This window comes from Streptomyces sp. NTD91, assembly GCF_059510455.1.
The window spans coordinates 69,711-89,290 of the sequence record NZ_JCAJZW010000020.1 but is presented as its reverse complement, the minus strand read 5'-3'; the positions used below and the strand labels follow the sequence as shown (position 1 = coordinate 89,290).

The window sequence follows — 19,580 nt, the reverse complement described above, 5'->3', positions numbered from 1 at the left end:
CACGAAAGGGTGATCGCTCACCCCGTCGCAATTGACGCCTTATCGGAAGGATTTGGGCTTTCCGTGGGGAGTTGTGCGCACAGCGGGATCGCAAGTGGACGCAGGGCCGTCACCGGCACCGGGTGCGCAGCGTCGTGAACAGATACGCACACAGCAGCACCGACAACGACAACGTCAGCGCGCCGCCGACCGGTTGGGCCAGCAACCGTGCGATACCGAGCAGATAGCGCTCGCCTCCGAAGGGCCACTGCAACAGGAAGACCTGCCGCATCCGCACGGGGAACCCGGCGGCCATGCGCAGGGCCGACCCGGCCAGCACCGTGTGCACGAGCGGGACGACGACCACGGGTACGGCGACTACGGCGGCCAGTCCGGCCGAGGTGGACCGGAACACACCGGCCGACAGCACACCGGCCCACGCACAGCCGACGACCAGCCCGAACCAACTCGCACTCTGCGGAAGCCAGTCTGCGGGAACCTGCGTCACCTCCCGTCCGTAGACGATGTAGAGCGCTTCGGCGTCGCAGCCCAGGGTGAGGAAGGCCAGCATGGCCGCGGTGGCTCCACAGACGAGCAGTTTCGCGGTGAGCAGCCCCAGCCGGCGGGGCACGGTGCCGCGGTCCGCCGCAAGGGCGGGGTGGCGGAACTCGTCCCCGAAGGCCAGCGCGCCGAGCAGCCCCGCCGCGAGTGCCGCGGGCGGCAGCGGCAGTTGACGGGGCCACGCGGCGAACAGCCGCGCCTGCGGGGTGTGCCCGATCCTGGCCAGCGCTACGGCGGTGAGCGCGGACACCACCAGGACGGCACCGCAGGTGAGGAAGCCGACACCGATGCCGGTGGCGCGCCGGATCTCGTAGCGCAGGGGGCGGAGGGGGCTGGGGGCGGGGCGTACGGAGATGGGGGGCGGGAGGGGGGAGGAGGCGTCGAAGGGAGAAGGGGCACCGTCGAGACGGGCGCCGCGAGTGTGCTGTGGCCGACGGGCGCGGGGATTCCGGGCGCCGGGCAGACGCGTGCGAAGCGCGGAGATGCCCACGGCCAGCGTCCGCGCGCTGCTGGTCCGCGGTTGCGGGGCCGCCGAGGGCGCATCGCACCGGGCGTTCACGGAGGACGCCGTGTCGGTGATGCGGCCGCCGTCGGCTCCCGTCGGCATGACCGCGGGAGCGGCTCCGGTGCTCTCGTGCGCGTTCTCACCCCGGTGCCGGACGCCATCGTGCTCCGTCGCCCCGTTTCCCGGGACCTCGTCCGCGGGCGACATGCCCTCGCCCCCCAGCCGACGGGGGGCCTCCGTGTGCTCTGCCGCACGCCGGGCCGGGGACGTCTCGCCGAGCGGCGTCCGCGCACCGTTCAAGGCCTGGGCCCCCTCCCCCGTCGGTGATTCTTCACCCGCGGCGGCGCTGGACGCGGACCGGTGCCGGGCCGAGGCGGGCGCTGCCGCCTCGTCGCACTCCGGCACCGAGAAGCCGAACGGCGTGGCGCGTCGTTCCCTGTCCGAGTGGCCCGATGCGGTAGCCCCTCGCTCCCCGAACGGAACGCCGGCCGCCACGCGCGCCGCCTGCTGCGAGGTGTCGTGGGCCGACGCGCGGGCCCGCGCTGCCGAAAGGCCAAGCACCTGGGTGCCGGACGCCGACGCCGCAAGACCGAATGCCGAGGGGTCCGGCTTCACCGTCGACAGGTCGTGCACCGTCCCCGGCTCCGCGGAGGAAGACCGGGCCCCGGCGTGTTCGCGCTCCGCCCGCGCTTCGTCCGCGCTCGCTTCGGCGGACGGGGCGGCGGGTTCGGCCCCGGTTCCCGGTCCCATGTCGCCGATCTCGTCCGCGAGTTGGTGCACGAGGATGCCGTGACGGAATGCCGCCTCGCCGACGTCGGCGGTCGTGGAGCCGTACACCGACAGGCGGTTACCGCCCTCTCGGACGACCTCCACTGAGCGGCGCGCCGTACGGGCCTCCTTGGTGATCACGGCCGCGAGGCGTGCTGCGTGGGGGCTTTGGACGGCCACGCGCGGGCGCAGCCGGGTACGGGCGAACTCGGCGACCTCCTGGTCGGCCACGACCCTGCCGCCGTCGAGGGTGACGACCCGGTCGGCCGTGCGGGCCGCCTCCTTGGGGTCGGCGGTGGTGAAGAGCACGGTGCCGCCCTGGCCGGCGTGGGCGCGCAGCATCCCGTGCAGCCATGGCGCCTCGCGGGCGGAGATACCTGCGGTGGGCTCGTCGAGGACCAGTGTGTGCGGGTCGGGCAGCAAGGCGCAGGCCAGACCGAGCCTGCGGTCCATGCCGCGCGAGAGCGTGCCGAGGCGCTCGTCACGGAAGCTGACGAGACCGACCACTTCGAGAACTTCGTCGGCCCGCCGCGCAGGGACGCCCGAGGCCGCGCACAGCATGCGCAGATGCCCCCGGACCGAGCGGGCCGGATGCCCCGGCACGTCGCCGAGGAGCACACCGACCTCCCGCGCGGGATGGGCGATGCGATGCAGGGGCCGCCCTCTGAAGTAGGTGATGCCGCGTCCGGATTGAAGCTCGAGCATCAGCCTGAGTGTCGTCGTCTTGCCCGCGCCGGCGCCGCCGAGGAGCACGGTGACATGTCCCTCGCGCGCTTCGAGGGAGATGTCGTCGACGGCGGGCGGGTGCGCCTTGCGGGGGATGCTGGTCAGTCCGAAGGCCTGGATCACCTGAAGCAAGATAGCGCGCTATGTCCTGTTTTTCAGGTATCGCCCGACCTTTTACCACAGGTGCTGCGGAAGAACGCGGTTCAGATCCGCCGTTCGAGGGAGCCCGCACCCGGCACGTGCATGTCGGGGACCTGAGCGTCCGGAACACCGGGCGCCTGTCTTGCTCAGACCTCGGGACGCAGCATCGGGGGGTTGAGCAGCGTCGCGCCGCCCGCCCGGAAGAGCTGCGCCGGCCGACCGCCCTGACGCGTGGTGGTCCCTCCCGTGGGGACGAGGAACCCAGGAGTGCCGGTGACCTTGCGATGGAAGTTGCGCGGGTCGAGGGCCACACCCCATACCGCCTCGTACACCCGCCGCAGCTCGCCGACGGTGAACTCGCTCGCGCAGAAGGCGGTGGCCAGCGACGAGTACTCGATCTTGGACCGGGCCCGTTCCACCCCGTCGGCCAGGATCTGGGCGTGGTCGAAGGCGAGCGGCGCCACGGGCTCGTCGTCGCGGCCGTAACCGCCCTGCTGGAGCAGTTCCTCGACCGGTGCCCAGCGCGCGTTGCTGGCGTCACCTCCTGCGCGCGGGGCGGGCAGGTCGGGTGCGAGCGCGAGGTGGGCGACGCTCACTACGCGCATGCGCGGATCCCGCTTGGGGTCCCCGTAGGTGGCGAGCTGTTCGAGATGAGCTCCGTTGTCCTGCGCCGGGACCGAAGGGTCGTGCGCGCACAGCCCGGTCTCCTCGACGAGTTCGCGCGCTGCGGCCTGGGAGAGATCCTCGTCGGCCCGTACGAAACCTCCGGGCAGCGCCCAGCGCCCCTGGAACGGGGGCTCGCCCCTGCGGACCGCCAGCGCGCACAGGGCATGGCGGCGTACGGTCAGCACGACCAGGTCCACGGTCACGGCGAATGGCGGAAAGGCTGACGGGTCGTAGGGCATGCCGCGATCATAGTCGTCTTCCTGACGATAAACACTCCCTTCCCCGGCGGCATCGATGGCGGTTCCGCTTCCTTCCGGTATGGGGTGCGGAACCCGGGCCGTGCGTCGCCTTCTCGGTGTCGTACGAGGTCACAGTCGCAGGTGCAGGCCGCTGGCCGCGTCTCGCAGCCCCGACCCGCTGACGCGCACGGCGTACGCGACACGAGTGCCCCTCAGCCCGTCAGTGGGAGGCCGTCGACCGTTGGCGAGACGCGAGGGCGATGGCGCTGCTCAGGCCTGCCGGGTGCGAGGGTTGGCAACGGGCGCATGAGGGTCTCCGGTGGGTGCTCCGAGCAGCGGGCGTGCCCGATGAGGGCGGCCGATCAGGAGCCCAGGCAGGGGGCCACCGCCACGGCAGTCGTACGCGCTCCCACGAGTTCGGTTCCTGAGCAGTCCCTAGGGCGTGCGGCGCGTCCCCGACTTTCTTCTACGGGCCGCGCGTCGGACTCAGGCGGGCCTGCCGGACCGGGCCGGCCATGCTCCCCCGCACCACGATCAATCCTCCCCCTGGGCTTCGCGGGGGTCGTTCGTCGACAAGGCTGCACCCGACGCGGCGGCGTCCGGCTGCTTCGCACGCGGGCGTGTGCCACCGAGGCCGCGGCTGCCGGGATGCGAAGGCCCGCCCGCCGACGGAACGGGGCGGGAACCGGCCGGCCTCCGCCGACCTCCGGTGGGCCGAGCCGCCCGCAGAGCGTCGCCGACGTCGGCCGATCGCACTCGACGCCGCCGGCGTGTGCCGGTGCCTCGACCCGCTTCGGCGCCCTGGTGGTTCCTCGGGGCATCGGCTCCCTGGCCGATCTGGTCGTCTGCTCGGACACCGGCTTCAGCGCCTTGGTCGTCCACTCGGACACCGGCTGCGGCATCCTCTGCGGCCGGGAGCCCGGCCCGAGCCGATTTCTTCTGCAGGCCCGGCTGTGCGCCGGTCTCCTCCGGCGTGCGCGTCTCGCGGTCGGCACGCAAGCAGCGGCGGATGGCTTCCGGATCCAGGCCCTCGCTGCAGGCCTGGTGCAGCAGGCGGGCGAAGAGATAGTCGGGATCCGCGCCCAGTGCCATGGCCAGCGCCTCGCGTGCCTCCAACTCGTCACCGGTCGACCAGGCGACCCAGCCGGCCAGGGCCAGCGGAGCTGCGGCGTGCTCGCCGTACGGCCCGACGCAGCGGCGGGCCAGCGCGCGCCAGAGCCGCAGGGCCGGACCGGCCTCGTCACCTTCCATCCAGGCGGCCGCCCGGTCGCGGGTCGTACGGTCCTGGAGGCCGAGGATCAGAGTCGCCGCCTCGTCGTGTGCGAGCAGACGGTCGTCGCGCAGGTCCGCCGGATGTGTGCCGGACACGGGTGCCGCCGTGGCGAAGCGGTGCATGATCCGCTCGGCGAGGCCCAGGGTCTCCTCCGCCACCTCCGCGCGGGACGCCTCGTCGAGGATGCGGGGCACCAGGCTCATGCCGGCGGCGTCCAGGGCGATCTCCTGCTCAAGTGCCGCGGACGTCTCCCAGGGCTGCAGCCTGGCTCGCAGCTCCCTGAGCGTGCCACGCACTTGAACGCCCGCATAGGCGGCCGCGGCGGCCAGTACGGAGGTGCCGGGGAGGCCCATCGGCGAGCCGTCCTCGGGGCAGCAGCCCTCGAGCGGGCAGCAGTACGACCAATAGCGGCCGTCGGAGATGCACAGTGCCTCGACGACCGGTACGTCGAGCTCACCGCACTGGGTGCGCAGCAGATGGACCAGTCGCTCGAGGCGGCGTTTGACGTCACGGCCGGACTCACCGGGGGACGGCTCCTGGCAGACGTAGGCCACCATCTGTTCGGGCCGGGCGCCCCGTCGTTCGCTGCCGGTCACCAGCCCGTGGGCCAGCTGGCGTGCGGCCGCCTTCCAGTCCTCCTCGTTCTTGGGGATGCCGAGCCGGGCCCGCCCGCCGAACCGGCCCTTGCCGTCGCGGTCGTGCAGGGCCACCAGCACCATGCTGTCCTCCGGGCGGTAGCCGAGGAGGTAGGGCAGGGCGTCGGCCAGCTCTGCCGGGGTGCGCAACGTGACCTGCGTGTCGTGCCCGGACGGCCCGGTGAACGGCTCCTGCCCCGGGATGCCGTCGTTCTCGAACGGTCCGGTCGTTTCGCTGTGGTTCGTCATGCGCAGACGATCTCGCGGATTGTGTGATTCCGGTTGACCCTGTGGACAAGTCTGATCAGGGACACGACAAGACAGTCCTCGTTGTCCACAGCCCGCGGCAGCAGCCCGCCGTTTGTCGGTCCCGTCCTGTTGTATGGACGCATGAAGCACACGAGCAACGCGGATCTCCGGGCGCAGGCGGACGCCGTCCTCGCCCGGCTCGTCGGGGACGTCACGGGCACGGCCCGGCTGCGCGAGGATCAGTGGCGGGCGATCGAGGCGCTGGTCGCCGAGCGGCGCCGGGCCCTGGTCGTGCAGCGCACGGGTTGGGGCAAGTCCGCGGTGTACTTCGTGGCGACCTCGTTGCTTCGCGCCAGAGGCAGCGGCCCCACGGTGATCGTCTCCCCCCTGCTCGCGCTCATGCGCAATCAGGTGGAGGCCGCGGCCCGGGCCGGTATCCACGCCCGCACCATCAACTCCTCCAACACCGAGGAGTGGGACGCCGTGCAGGCCGAGATCGCGGCCGGCCAGGTGGATGTCCTGCTCGTCAGCCCGGAGCGGCTGAACAACCCGGACTTCCGCGACCAGGTCCTGCCCAAGCTGTCGGCCGCGACCGGCCTGCTGGTCGTGGACGAGGCCCACTGCATCTCCGACTGGGGTCACGACTTTCGTCCCGACTACCGGCGGCTGCGCACCATGCTCGGCGACCTCCCGCCCGGTGTCCCCGTGCTGGCCACCACCGCGACGGCCAATGCCCGGGTGACCGCGGACGTCGCCGAGCAGCTGGGCACCGGCACCGCCTCGGACGCCCTGGTGCTGCGCGGTCCGTTGGACCGGGAGAGCCTCAGCCTCGGCGTGCTGCGGCTGCCGGACGCCGCGCACCGCATGGCCTGGCTCGTCGACCACCTGGACGACCTGCCAGGTTCCGGCATCATCTACACGCTCACGGTCGCCGCCGCCGAAGAGGTCACCGCGTTCCTGCGACAGCGCGGCCACACCGTCGCCTCGTACACGGGCAAGACGGAGAACTCCGAGCGGCAGCAGGCCGAGGACGATCTCCTCGCCAACCGGGTCAAGGCGCTGGTCGCCACCTCCGCGCTCGGCATGGGATTCGACAAGCCGGATCTCGGATTCGTGGTCCATCTCGGCTCCCCCTCCTCCCCCATCGCCTACTACCAGCAGGTCGGCCGAGCCGGTCGCGGTGTCGATCACGCCGAGGTACTGCTGTTGCCGGGGAAGGAGGACGAAGCGATCTGGCAGTACTTCGCTTCACTCGCCTTCCCTCCCGAGGAACTGGTCGGGCGCACGCTGGACGTCCTCGCCCGGGCGGACCGCCCCCTGTCGCTGCCCGCGCTGGAACCCCTGGTCGAGCTGCGCCGCTCCCGGCTGGAGACCATGCTGAAGGTCCTCGACGTGGACGGAGCGGTGCGCCGTGTCCAGGGCGGATGGATCACCACTGGGCAACCCTGGTCCTACGACGCCGAGCGCTACGACTGGGTCGCCCGGCAGCGTGCGGCGGAACAGGAGGCCATGCGGGCCTACGCGTCCACCACCGAGTGCCGCATGGAGTTCCTGCAGCGCCAGCTGGACGACGCCGCCGCCCGACCGTGCGGCCGCTGCGACAACTGCGCCGGCCCTCGCTTCACCGCGGACACCTCTCCTGGTGCGGTGGACGCCGCCCGAAGCGACCTCGGCCGGGCCGGCGTCGAAGTGGAGCCCCGCCGCATGTGGCCGACGGGACTGCCGGTGATCGGCATCGATCTCAGGGGACGCATTCCGGCCGGTGAACAGGCCTCGCCCGGGCGGGCTCTGGGACGACTGTCGGACATCGGCTGGGGAAACCGGCTGCGTCCGCTCCTCGCGCCGCAGGCACTCGACACCGCCGTACCGGACGACGTGGCGCGGGCCGTGGTCGATGTCCTGGCCGACTGGGCGAAGGGTCCCGGCGGCTGGGCTTCCGGTGCGTCCGACGCCCAGGCTCGGCCGGTGGGAGTCGTCACGGTCGCCTCGCGGACCCGGCCTTTGCTGATCCGTTCCCTGGGCGCCCGCATCGGCGAGGTCGGCCGGCTGCCTCTGCTCGGCTCCGTGGAGTACGCCGAGGACGTCCCCCGGGTGTCGCGCAGCAACAGCGCGCAGCGACTGAAGGCCCTCGCCGGAGCACTGACGGTGCCGCCCGACCTCGCTTCGGCGCTCGCCGAGGCCGACGGTCCGGTGCTGCTGGTCGACGACTTCACGGAGACGGGCTGGACGCTGGCGGTCGCAGCACGCCTGCTCAGAAGGTCCGGCGCTCGGGGGGTGTTGCCGCTTGTCCTGGCCGTCCAGGGCTGACCGCGCACCTGTTCCGGCAGGCGTCGGGGGCACGGCCCCGACACCACATGCATCGGGCAGCCAACCTTTGGGTAGGGATATAAGCCACGCACCACCAGATAACAGTCGGTGGCCCCAATTGCTCGTTGCCGCATCCAAGTTCGGCAGGAAGAATTGAGGTCCGCTCCCCGCGCGGCTCGTCCGTGATCGGTCGGGCTTTGCTGCGGTGCGCGGTCCCTCGAATCCGACCTCGCCCGCAGTATGGGCGCGTAGCCGAAGGGAGGAACGTGACCTTCGGATTCGCCTCGTCCTCGGCGGCCTCGTTCTCGATGTCCGCGTCCGCCGCTTCCGCCAGTCGCCTGCTCGAGCCGGCCGAATGGGCCGCCGCCGGTATCCCTCTGCTGCGCAACCCCCGTGAGGTCGTCAGCGGGCTGCACTCCCGCCATCGGCCGAGGCCTTCCACGGCGGTCGTGGCAGTGCTGGATCCGGAGGAGCGGCTGTGCGCCAGCGCGTCGTTCACGCGCCGTCCGGCCCCGGCCGACGGCTGGATGTTCCGCAACGCACTGCTCGCGCAGCTGCGCCGGGTCATTCCCCACGACCTGAGACGGCGGACCCCGGTGCGCACGGCCATCCTCCTCTACTGCCGTGAGGGCGAGGCGCGTTGGACGGAGGAGGACGGCGCCTGGATGTGGGGCCTGCGCGACGCCTGCACCCTGCATGGGCTGCGATGCGGGGCGTACATCACGCTGACGCGCGACGGCTGGCACGTGCTCGGCGAGGGCCGCAGCGGCCGCCGCCCCAATGCCGACTCCGCGCCCGAACCCTTCGCCACGTCCGAGGCGCCGCCGCCCGCACCACGCACCGGCGGACCGGTCTCCGAGGTGCTGCGCCGCGCGGCGGCTCGCTGAGGAGGGTCGAGGCAGGTCGGGCCGTACGTACGGCTGCCGCTCCGGCCACTGGCCGACCCGCGCGGGCGGAGTGCCGGCCACCCGCCGCCCCACTGCCCGACCACCGCCGGCCCCACAGCTACATGACCATGCCATACCCGGCGGCAAGGCCTTCCGCGTCCAAGGGGCCTTGAGAAGGGGCCGCACCGACACAGTCCTGCGCCTGGTCCGCACCGATACCGTGCGGCCCGTGCGGGAACCGCTCCCAGGCCCAGGAAGACGCCTTCATGTGTTCTTCCACCGGTTACCCGGGCATGCCGAAGGCCGCGCCGTACGGTCACCGCAGAAGCGGTTCCCTCGTCACCCCGCCGCCGCGAGGCGCCGGACTCGGCTCAGACGGCCGCACCCAGCACCGAGTTGATCTGCTGGGGGTCGCCGCAGACGATCAGCAGCGCACCGGCCCGGGTGTGGGCCAGCGGCAGAGCCGAGGCGGCAGCGGCAGCGGGGCCTCCGTTCAGGGCCACGACGACCACAGGGCGGGACGCGGCACGGGAGGCGACGGCGGCGTCCGCATAGAAGACGTCGTCACCGGCATCGTGCTGCGCCCAGTAGGAAGCTTCGCCGAAGGACAGCTCGTGTTCGGCCCACGGGTGCTGGGACCCGGTGGTGATCACGAGCACATCGCCGGGGGCGCGGCCCGATTCCAGCAGCAGGTCCACCGCCTCCTCGGCGGCGTCGAGCGCACCCTCGGCCGAGGCCGGGATCAGCTGGATCTGCGGGGTGGCCGCCGCGGCGGCGGGAGCGGCCGGGCCGGACGGGGCGGGTTTGGCCTGGGCCACGTCACGCGGCGTGCGCTGCACCGGCGGCGCCGGCCGCGGAGGGCCGGGACGACCGGGGCGGGACGGAGCCGCGGGACGGGGGCCGGGTACAGGGCGGGGGGTCGGCGCGGTGCGGCCGCTGGCCGGCGTGGCGCGGGGACCCTGGGCACTCTCGTGAATCTGAGGCTCCTCGGGAATGAGAGGCATGAGCTGATATTTATCAAACATTGGTGCGGCATGGGTGACCGGGTGGCACATCAGTGCGAGCGGAGGCGTCAGAAATCGAAGCCGAGCTGGCCCTCGATCTCGGGAACGCCTCCGTCCACCCAGCTGCGGACCTTCTTGAGGTGCCGCCACTGAGGCAACGCATCAAGATACGCCCACGACAGGCGGTGGTGCGGGGTGGGCCCCCACTCCTCCAGTGCGGCCTTGTGCACGGGCGACGGATACCCGGCGTTGTCCGCAAATCCGAAGTGTGCATGGCCGGCACCCAGTTCGGCCATCATTTTGTCGCGCTGAACCTTGGCTATCACCGATGCCGCCGCGACGGCCACGCACGATTGATCGCCCTTGATCACCGTGCGCACCTTCCAGGGGGCACCGAGGTAGTCGTGCTTCCCGTCGAGGATCACGGCGTCGGGACGGACCGGCAGGGCGTCCAGGGCACGGACCGCGGCGAGCCGCAGTGCGGCGGTCATCCCCAGGTCGTCGATCTCCTCCGGGGAAGCATGCCCCAGGGCATAGGCGGTCACCCATGTCCTCAGGGTCTCCGCCAGTACGGTGCGCCGCTTGATCGTCAGCAGTTTGGAGTCGGTCAACCCCTCCGGTGGGCGGCGGAGTCCGGTGATCGCGGCGCAGACGGTGACAGGTCCGGCCCATGCGCCGCGCCCCACCTCGTCGACACCGGCAATGACCTTCGCTCCGGTCGTGGCCCGCAGGGAGCGCTCGACGGTGTGAGTAGGCGGTTCGTACGGCATGGCGCCCTTAGCGTACGCCGCCGGGACGGTCGGCCGACACCCTGGTCGTCCTGCCTCTCGGACAGATCACCGCGGTGGGTCTCAGGTCCCATAGGGCCGCAGCAGGGGGAGCATGAGCCGGTCGATCATCTCTTCGAGATCCTGATCACTCCATTCACTGGCGCACATCTTCGAGCGGTACATCATCATCGCCGGGATGGCGTCGAAGACATAGCCGTTGGCCGCGTCGGCGCGCACCTCTCCCCGCTCAATTCCCCGAGTGATGACCTCACCCAGGAGCTGGACGGTGGGCTCCACCACACCTCCGACGATCACTTCCTGAAAGCGCTCCACCTGGGTCTGATCGCACTCGTGAATCACCGAACGCAGCGCCACACCCGGACGGGAGAACATGATCTGCCGCACCTGCCGGCACAGCGCGAGAAGATCCTCGCGCACGCTGCCGAGATCCGGGGCCCTCTCCACCCTGGGCAGCCCGGCCACGAGCGCGTCCGCGACGAGGTCCTCCTTGCAGGGCCAGCGGCGGTACACCGCGGCCTTGCCGGTCTGGGCACCGGCGGCGACTCCTTCCATGGTCAGCCCCTTCCAGCCGACCTCGCCGAGTTGCTCCAGCGCGGCCTCGAGGATCGCGCGCTCCAGCACCACGCCGCGCCGCCGAGGGGAAGCGGCCCGAGAGGGGGCGGCCGTCCAGCGCGAAGTAACCATCTGTGTCTCTCCAACGGGGGAAGCGGGGATTCCGGGGCGGGGTGCACCGCGCCGCAGCAAACAGGGGGACGCGAGGCGGGACACAGGATTAAGTGAACGCTTGCGTTCACTGTCGGGGACTCACTACCGTGGACGCGAAAGTGAACGCAATCGTTCACTAACGCCTTTATGGGGGACCATAGTGACGACCTCTCAGCTGCTGCACGATCCAGAACCGGGCGTGGCCCGCCGGGAGGGGCATCCCGGCATCGCACTCACCGTCATCGCAGCCTGCCAACTCATGGTGGTACTCGACGCGACGATTGTGAACATCGCGCTCCCGCACATTCAAGACGCGCTCAGGTTCAGCACCACTGACCTGACTTGGGTGGTCAGCGCCTACACGCTCACATTCGGCGGCCTGCTGCTGCTCGGTGCGCGGGCCGGTGACATCCTCGGCCGCCGCCGGGTGTTCATGACCGGCATCCTGTTGTTCACCTTCGCCTCCCTGCTGGGCGGTCTTGCCCAGGAACCCTGGCAACTGCTGGCCGCACGGGCCTTGCAGGGCGTGGGTGGGGCGATCGCCTCGCCCACATCGCTGGCACTGATCACCACGACCTTTCCCGAAGGCCCGGAGCGCAACCGGGCCTTCGGCGTCTTCGCCGCCGTGTCCGCGGGCGGCGGCGCCATCGGTCTGCTGGCGGGCGGCATGCTCACGGACTGGCTCGACTGGCGGTGGGTGCTGTTCGTCAACGTGCCGATCGGTGTGCTGATCGCCCTTCTCGCTCCGCTGTACATCAGCGAGTCCCAGCGGCATCCGGGGCGCTTCGACATCACCGGCGCGCTGACGTCGACGGCGGGCATGGCCTCGCTGGTCTACGGGTTCATCCGCGCTTCGGAGAACGGCTGGCGGGACAGCCTCACCCTCGGCTCGTTCGGAGCGGCCGTGGTGCTGCTGCTCGCCTTCGTCCTCACCGAGATACGGGCGAAGGAGCCGATCACCCCGCTCCGGATGTTCGCGGACCGCAACCGCTGGGGCACGTACGTGATCATGCTGAGTCTCGCCGCCGCGATGTTCGGCATGTTCTTCTACATCGTGCTGTTCGTGCAGGACGTCCTCGGCTACAGCGCTATCAGGGCCGGCCTGGCCTTCCTCCCCGTGACGGTCGCGATCGCGGTCGGCGCGGGGCTGTCCCAGCGGTTCCTTCCGGCGCTCGGCCCGAGGCCTTTCATGATGACCGGCACGGCGCTCGTGGTGATCGGGCTGGTGTGGCAGACCTTCATCCGGCCTGACAGCTCTTACCTGGGCGGAGTGCTCGGGCCGATGCTGGTGTTCGGCTTCGGCATGGGCCTGAACTTCGTGACGGTCACGGTCACGGCGGTGTCCGGAGTCGCCCAGCACGAGGCGGGTGCGGCCTCCGGGCTCCTCAACGCCATGCAGCAGGTCGGCGGTTCGCTCGGACTGTCCATCCTGACGACCGTCTTCGGCTCGGCCGCCAAGGACGAGGCGAAGAAACAACTGCCGAAGTTCCTCGCCGGCAGTTCGCCGGAGCAGCAGGCGCGCTTCGCCAAGACGCACCAGTTGCCCGCTCCCTGGGGGCACGAGGTGCTCGCCCACGGCATCTCCACGGCCTTCGTGCCGGCTGCCGCCATGGCCGGAGTCGCGTTCCTCACCGCCTGGCTGGTGATCAGGGTGCGCAAGAGCGACCTCGACGCACTCGCCGGCGTGGCGGGCCCGGGCGTCGGCTGAACCGGCGCGAGCGGCACGGAGCCACGGCCGGCCGGACCGCCACCCGGGGACGGACAGCACCGGGGACGGTCCGGCCGAACACATCAGGGCCGGCAACACCCGCACGAGCGGCAGAACAGGAACCAGCAGCAGGACCGGCACCGAGTACCCCACCTCCACACCCCCTCCGACCGTCGCTCCCAGCCCAACCGTCGACCTGCGACCGGAGAGGCACGACGCGCGACGGACAGGGGAAGAACGAGCGACAGTCACGGAGAGTTCCCAGTGGATACGGAGAGTTCTGCAGTGCGGAGGGAGACCGTGGGACCCCGCAGACCGTCCTCGCCAAAACCGTCACAGTCCCGAAGGGACCCAATCGGGCAGTGCCTCGGCGCGCTCCACCCATTCCGCGGGCGGGGCCCCCGCCTTGCCGGAGGCGAGCACACCGCCCATGATCGCGCCGGTCGTGTCCATGTCGCCGCCCACGCCGACCGTCGTCCAGAAGGCCGTCTCGTAGTCACCGAGGCTCCGCGCGGCGGACCAGAGGGCGAAGGGCACGGTGTCGTGGGCCGTAGTACGCCGTCCGCAGCCCAGCACGGCGGCGACGGTGCCGGCGTCGCCGTAGTCGAGCATGTCCCGGGCGCGCCGGAGCCCCTGGCCGACAGCGCTCTTCGGAACCAGGGCGACGACGCCGTCGAGGAGCGCCTCGGGGCTGGGCGGGCCTTCCGGCGAGCCGGCCAGTGCCGCCGCGGCGGCCACGGCCATGGCGCCGACGACGGCCTCACGGTGCTGGTGGGTCGTGTAGGCCGAGATCTCCGCCTGATGGGTCGCCTGCTCCGGATCGTCCGCGTACCAGGCCCCCAGCGGCGCGATCCGCATGGCCGCTCCGTTCCCCCAGGACCCCTGTCCGTTGAACAGCCCGGCGGCCAGTTCTCGCCAGTCCTGGCCCTCTCGGACGAGGCGCAGCAGGCGGTTGACGGCAGGGCCGTAGCCCCGGTCGAAGTCGTGATGCTCGGCGAAGGAGCGGGCCAGCGCGTCCTGATCGATGCGTCCGTGGGCGACGAGGACGGCGACCACGGAGCAGGCCATCTCGGTGTCGTCCGTCCACTGCCAGGGACCCGCGGGCAGCTCGCGTCGCTTCAGCAGCGGGTAGTTCGCCGGAACGAAGAACTGGGAGCCCAGAGCGTCCCCGACGGCGAGTCCGCGCAGGCTGGCCATGGCACGCTCCAGGCGCCCGGAGGTAGAGGAGTCAGCGGTCATCGCTCTGCCACCCTATCCGTTCACCCAGTACGGCACCGGTTTGCGCCACTGCTCGAAAGGCCGGTCGAGCGTGTACTTGCCGTCCTCTCCGAGAACGAGCATCCGCATCTCGGCGTTCCCGGGATTCGACAGCGACTCGAATTCGGCGACCGTCCAGTGGAACCAGCGCATGCAGAACAGTCGCATCGCGAGCCCGTGCGTCACCAGGAGGACGTTCGGCGGATGGTCCGGGGCTTCGAAGCTGCGGTACAGGCTCTCCAGGAAGCCGCCGACCCGGTCGTACACGTCGGCGCCGGACTCGCCCTGCGGGAACCGGAAGAAGAAGTGGCCGTACGCGTCGCGGTAGGCCTTTTGCAGGCGTACGTCGTCGCGGTCCTGCCAGTTGCCCCAGTCCTGTTCGCGCAGCCTCGGCTCCTCCCGGACGCGTACGAGGTCGGAGTCGAGGTGGAAGGCGTGGAGCGTCTCGTGTGTACGGCGGTACGGGGAGACGTAGACGCTCACACGCTCCCGGCCGAAGAGCTCCCGAAGCTCCTTGCCGGTCTCCGCGGCCTGCCGCCGACCGCGCTCGGTCAGCGCGAGTGCGTGGTCGGGCTCGCGCTCGTACACGGAGTCGTCGACGTTGCCCGTTGACTCGCCGTGCCGGACAAGGACGATGCGCCGTGGTCGTGCCATGCCAAGACCCTAGATGGAGCGACGGAAAACAGTGCACTCGTGCGGGTCTCGTACGGCATATGTCACACGAAACCCGCCTCCGGGGCCGCTCAGGACGCACAACGTGAGTCCAGACGTGAGTTTGAAATGCAGACTCATCCCCCATGGGTCTCAGACCGTCCAGGACGGCTCCATCTCCACGATGTCACCGGAGAGGGCCACGACGTCGGCCTCGGTCTGGGCGCGCAGCGCGAGGCGTTCCACGCGCTCGGTGCGGTACTTTCCGTGCTCGGCCGCCGACCGCCACATAGAAAGGATCATGAACTCCTGCCCGGGTGCCTCGGCGAACATGCCGCGGATCATGCCGGGCGAACCGGCCATCGCGGGATTCCAGACCTTCTCCTGCATGAGGGTGAAGTGCTCGACGCGCTCCTCATGGATCCGGCACAGGGCCACGCGGATGAGATCGGCGTCGGTGAACCTCGGCTCGAAGCCCGTCTTCACATCGAAGCGGTACTCGAAGAGCTTGACCTGGGCGTCCTTGAACGTGCCGGACTGGGCGGACGCCAGCCGGTCGTGCGAGCGGGCCATGAAGGAGTCGTAGAAGGCGCGGCTCTCCCAGAACGCGAAGACGTGCGCCACGCCCGGTCGCTGCCGGCTCCAGCCGCCGCCCTGCCCCCGGAATCCCGGCTCCCCCAGAAGCCCCGCCCATTTCCGCTGCCCCCGCTCGAACCCGCGGCGGTCCACCACGGTGCAGCGAATCCACTTGACCAGCACCGCGCCATCGTAAGGCCACGGGACGTGGCGTCGGTCACGCTCCGACGCAGATCGCCCGCGCATGCGCCCCCGCGCGCGTGGCACGATGGACAAGACGCCCCTCCTCCACGGGAGTTGGGGACGAGGCAGCCACTGGGGGAAGGGGAAGCCTGTTGACCGGCTTCAGCAAGGGAATGCGCGAGGTCGAGGTCGGACTCAAGTGGGACCCCAGTCCGTCGGGTCAGCCGCCCACCGATCTGGACCTCGTCGCCGCGACCTTCGTGTCCGGCGACGCCTACGGGAACCCGGCGTATGTGGTGCACTTCGACAGCCGCTCACCGGACGGCACGATCTTCCTCAACCGGGACAGTCCCGACGGCAAGGGCTTCGGCTGGGACGAGGTCATGACGTTGCAACTGGACCGGCTGGACGGCCGGTACGCGCGCGTGGTGGTCGGTGTCGTCATCCAGCAGCGCTACGGCCCCAAGGCGTTCGCCCAGGTACTCAACCCGGGCATGCGCATCCGGGAGGGCCGCTACACCGTGCTCGCCCAGGACGACTTCGGCTCGGTCCCCGGGGCGACGGCCGCCACGATCGCCGAGTTCGTGCGGGACGCGTCCGGGGAGTGGGTCTTCCGCCCGGGCGTGCACGGGTTCGAGGAGGACCCGGCGACCTTCACCCGGGTCATGGGCAGGGCCCAGGCCTAGAGGGTTTCGTTCGGATCAGGTCGGACAGGCCGCGGCGTCCGGTGCGCTCGGGTGGTCCGGCAGCGCGGCGAGGTGCCGTGCCGGGCGTCGCGGACCCGGGGCTGATCCGAACGGAACCCCCTGGCGGTAAGGGGTGCCGACCACGGCCGGCGCCCCTTACTGTCGCCTCAGTCCACAACCGTCAGCTGCAGCCGCTGGTCGAGCCGCAGCCCTCGCAGATGTAGCAGGAACCGGCCCGCTGCATCTTCGTACCGCAGGAGAAGCACAGCGGGGCGTCGGCCTGGATGCCCAGCTGCATCTCCACCAGCTCGGCACTCGTGTGGGCCTGCTTCGGGGCGGGCTTGGCCGCCTCGGTCTCCGCCTTCGGCGCGGCGACCGCCTTCAGCTCCTGGGCGCGCGGCGCCGACTGGGCGAGGCCCTCGACGTCGACCTCGTCCTCGGACGGCTCGTAGGACCCGGTCTCCAGGTGTCGCTGACGCTCCTCGGCGGAGTGGATGCCGAGCGCGGAGCGGGTCTCGAAGGGCAGGAAGTCCAGCGCCAGGCGGCGGAAGATGTAGTCGACGATCGACTGCGCCATCCGCACGTCCGGGTCGTCCGTCATGCCGGCCGGCTCGAAGCGCATGTTGGTGAACTTCGAGACGTACGTCTCCAGCGGCACGCCGTACTGGAGGCCGACGGAGACCGCGATGGAGAAGGCGTCCATCATGCCCGCGAGGGTCGAGCCCTGCTTGGACATCTTCAGGAAGACCTCGCCGAGACCGTCGTCCGGGTAGGAGTTGGCGGTCATGTAACCCTCGGCCCCGCCGACGGTGAAGGACGTGGTGATGCCGGGACGTCCCTTCGGGAGGCGCTTGCGCACGGGGCGGTACTCGACGACCTTCTCGACCTTGGGCTCGACGGCGGTGGGCTCCTCGGCCTTCTCCTCCGCGGACTCCTTCTTCTTGGCGGACAGCGGCTGGCCCACCTTGCAGTTGTCGCGGTAGATCGCGAGCGCCTTGACGCCGAGCTTCCAGGCCTCGAAGTAGATCTCCTCGACCTCCTCGACGGTCGCCGTCTCCGGCATGTTGACCGTCTTGGAGATGGCGCCCGAGATCCACGGCTGGATCGCGGCCATCATGCGGACGTGGCCCATCGGGGAGATGGCGCGCTCGCCCATGGCGCAGTCGAACACCTCGTAGTGCTCGTGCTTCAGGCCGGGAGCGTCGATCACATTGCCGTGCTCGGCGATGTGGGCGACGATCGCCTCGATCTGTTCCTCCTGGTAGCCCAGGCGGCGCAGGGCCTGCGGGACGGTGCCGTTGACGATCTGCATCGAGCCGCCGCCGACCAGCTTCTTGAACTTCACGAGCGCCAGGTCGGGCTCGACGCCGGTGGTGTCGCAGGACATCGCGAGGCCGATGGTGCCGGTCGGGGCGAGGACGGACGCCTGGGAGTTACGGAAACCGTTCTTCTCACCGAGACGCAGCACGTCCTGCCAGGCCTCCGTGGCGGCGGCCCACACCGGGGTGTCCAGATCGTCCATGCGGACGGCCTTGCCGTTGGCGTCGGCGTGCTGAGCCATGACGCGCTTGTGGGCGTCGGCGTTGCGGGCGTAGCCGTCGTAGGGGCCGACCACCGCGGCCAGTTCGGCGGAGCGGCGGTAGGCGGTGCCCGTCATCAGCGAGGTGATGGCGCCGGCGAGGGCGCGGCCGCCGTCGGAGTCATAGGCGTGGCCGGTGGCCATCAGCAGGGCGCCGAGGTTGGCGTAGCCGATGCCGAGCTGACGGAACGCGCGCGTGTTCTCACCGATCTTCTGGGTCGGGAAGTCCGCGAAGCAGATCGAGATGTCCATCGCGGTGATGACCAGCTCGACGACCTTCTGGAAGCGCTCGGCCTCGAAGGACTGGCTGCCCTTGCCGTCGTCCTTCAGGAACTTCATCAGGTTCAGCGAGGCCAGGTTGCAGGACGTGTTGTCCAGGTGCATGTACTCGCTGCACGGGTTCGACGCGGTGATCCGGCCGGACTCGGGGCAGGTGTGCCAGTTGTTGATGGTGTCGTCGTACTGGATGCCGGGGTCGGCGCAGGCCCAGGCGGCCTCGGCGATCTTACGGAAGAGCGCCTTGGCGTCGACCTCCTCGATGACCTCGCCGGTCATACGGGCGCGCAGCCCGAACCTGCCGCCCTCCTCGACCGCCTTCATGAACTCGTCGTTCACGCGGACCGAGTTGTTGGCGTTCTGGTACTGGACGGAGGTGATGTCCTCGCCGCCCAGGTCCATGTCGAAGCCCGCGTCGCGCAGGACACGGATCTTCTCCTCTTCCTTGACCTTGGTCTCGATGAAGTCCTCGATGTCGGGGTGGTCGACGTCGAGTACGACCATCTTGGCGGCGCGGCGGGTGGCACCGCCGGACTTGATGGTGCCGGCCGAGGCGTCGGCGCCGCGCATGAAGGAGACCGGACCGGAGGCATTGCCGCCGGAGGACAGCAGCTCCTTGGAGGAGCGGATGCGGGAGAGGTTCAGGCCGGCACCGGAACCCCCCTTGAAGATCATCCCCTCTTCCTTGTACCAGTCGAGGATCGACTCCATGGAGTCGTCGACGGACAGGATGAAGCAGGCGGAGACCTGCTGGGGCTGCGGGGTGCCCACGTTGAACCAGACGGGGCTGTTGAAGCTGAAGATCTGGTGCAGGAGGGCGTACGCCAGCTCGTGCTCGAAGATCTCGGCGTCGGCGGGCGAGGCGAAGTACTTGTAGTCCTCACCGGCCTTCCGGTACGTCTTCACGATGCGGTCGATCAGCTGCTTGAGGCTGGTCTCGCGCTGCGGGGTGCCGACGGCACCCCGGAAGTACTTGCTGGTGACGATGTTGACCGCGTTCACCGACCAGAAGTCGGGGAACTCGACGCCACGCTGCTCGAAATTGACCGAGCCGTCGCGCCAGTTGGTCATGACGACGTCACGGCGCTCCCACGACACCTCGTCGTACGGGTGTACGCCGGGGGTGGTGTGGATGCGCTCGACACGCAGCCCCTTGGTGGCCTTGGCGCCCTTGGCTCGGGGACCTCGTGCCGGACCGCTCGCCGTCTCTGTCATGCCGCCTCCCTGT

14 protein-coding genes are annotated in these 19,580 nt (G+C 70.5%); 4 read left to right on the top strand and 10 right to left on the bottom strand.

From position 1 onward, the window contains the following. Positions 1-109: 109 nt before the first annotated feature. The 3 genes from AC5WRT_RS21320 to AC5WRT_RS21310 form a co-directional block, all read right to left on the bottom strand. Positions 110-2,662, bottom strand: a complete 2,553-nt coding sequence (locus tag AC5WRT_RS21320) for an ABC transporter ATP-binding protein (RefSeq protein WP_496095045.1) — start codon at positions 2,660-2,662, stop codon at positions 110-112. 164 nt (positions 2,663-2,826) lie between these two features. After that, positions 2,827-3,585 carry an NUDIX hydrolase gene (locus AC5WRT_RS21315; protein WP_496095046.1) on the bottom strand — a complete coding sequence of 253 codons (759 nt, stop codon included), beginning with the start codon at positions 3,583-3,585 and terminating at the stop codon, positions 2,827-2,829. A gap of 534 nt (positions 3,586-4,119) precedes the next feature. Continuing rightward, on the bottom strand, positions 4,120-5,742 hold the full coding sequence (locus tag AC5WRT_RS21310) for a DUF4192 domain-containing protein (protein WP_496095047.1): 1,623 nt from the start codon (positions 5,740-5,742) through the stop codon (positions 4,120-4,122). A gap of 141 nt (positions 5,743-5,883) precedes the next feature. On the opposite strand from AC5WRT_RS21310, the gene AC5WRT_RS21305 reads away from it, so the two are divergent. After that, positions 5,884-8,049: a RecQ family ATP-dependent DNA helicase gene (locus tag AC5WRT_RS21305; RefSeq protein ID WP_496095048.1), complete on the top strand. Its 2,166-nt coding sequence runs from the start codon at positions 5,884-5,886 to the stop codon at positions 8,047-8,049. 266 nt (positions 8,050-8,315) lie between these two features. Beyond that, positions 8,316-8,936: a hypothetical protein gene (locus AC5WRT_RS21300; protein WP_496095049.1), complete on the top strand. Its 621-nt coding sequence runs from the start codon at positions 8,316-8,318 to the stop codon at positions 8,934-8,936. Positions 8,937-9,307: 371 nt separating this feature from the next. Here the strand turns inward: AC5WRT_RS21300 and AC5WRT_RS21295 are convergent, their stop codons facing one another. From AC5WRT_RS21295 to AC5WRT_RS21285, 3 genes are all read right to left on the bottom strand, one after another. Continuing rightward, complete coding sequence (locus tag AC5WRT_RS21295) at positions 9,308-9,940, bottom strand: hypothetical protein (RefSeq protein WP_496095050.1); 633 nt, start codon at positions 9,938-9,940, stop codon at positions 9,308-9,310. A gap of 68 nt (positions 9,941-10,008) precedes the next feature. Next, positions 10,009-10,710 (bottom strand): ribonuclease HII, encoded by a 702-nt coding sequence (gene rnhB / locus AC5WRT_RS21290; protein WP_496095051.1) that lies wholly within the window; start codon positions 10,708-10,710, stop codon positions 10,009-10,011. Positions 10,711-10,791: 81 nt separating this feature from the next. Beyond that, positions 10,792-11,415 carry a TetR/AcrR family transcriptional regulator gene (locus AC5WRT_RS21285; RefSeq protein WP_496095052.1) on the bottom strand — a complete coding sequence of 208 codons (624 nt, stop codon included), beginning with the start codon at positions 11,413-11,415 and terminating at the stop codon, positions 10,792-10,794. A 181-nt stretch (positions 11,416-11,596) separates the two neighbouring features. Here AC5WRT_RS21285 and AC5WRT_RS21280 point away from each other — a divergent pair, with 181 nt between their 5' ends. Then, entirely contained in the window at positions 11,597-13,144 is a 1,548-nt protein-coding gene (locus AC5WRT_RS21280) for an MFS transporter (protein ID WP_496095053.1), read from the top strand. A gap of 333 nt (positions 13,145-13,477) precedes the next feature. Here the strand turns inward: AC5WRT_RS21280 and AC5WRT_RS21275 are convergent, their stop codons facing one another. The 3 genes from AC5WRT_RS21275 to AC5WRT_RS21265 form a co-directional block, all read right to left on the bottom strand. Continuing rightward, positions 13,478-14,383: an ADP-ribosylglycohydrolase family protein gene (locus AC5WRT_RS21275; RefSeq protein WP_496095054.1), complete on the bottom strand. Its 906-nt coding sequence runs from the start codon at positions 14,381-14,383 to the stop codon at positions 13,478-13,480. 12 nt (positions 14,384-14,395) lie between these two features. After that, positions 14,396-15,055, bottom strand: a complete 660-nt coding sequence (locus tag AC5WRT_RS21270) for a histidine phosphatase family protein (RefSeq protein ID WP_496095055.1) — start codon at positions 15,053-15,055, stop codon at positions 14,396-14,398. 150 nt (positions 15,056-15,205) lie between these two features. Then, the gene (locus AC5WRT_RS21265; protein ID WP_496100503.1) at positions 15,206-15,811 is read right to left on the bottom strand and encodes a YdbC family protein; all 606 of its coding nucleotides are present in this window, start codon (positions 15,809-15,811) and stop codon (positions 15,206-15,208) included. 152 nt (positions 15,812-15,963) lie between these two features. On the opposite strand from AC5WRT_RS21265, the gene AC5WRT_RS21260 reads away from it, so the two are divergent. Then, positions 15,964-16,497, top strand: a complete 534-nt coding sequence (locus tag AC5WRT_RS21260; RefSeq protein ID WP_496095057.1) for a TerD family protein — start codon at positions 15,964-15,966, stop codon at positions 16,495-16,497. 181 nt (positions 16,498-16,678) lie between these two features. On the opposite strand, the gene AC5WRT_RS21255 is transcribed toward AC5WRT_RS21260, so the two are convergent. Further along, on the bottom strand, positions 16,679-19,567 hold the full coding sequence (locus tag AC5WRT_RS21255; RefSeq protein WP_496095058.1) for a vitamin B12-dependent ribonucleotide reductase: 2,889 nt from the start codon (positions 19,565-19,567) through the stop codon (positions 16,679-16,681). Positions 19,568-19,580 lie beyond the last annotated feature (13 nt).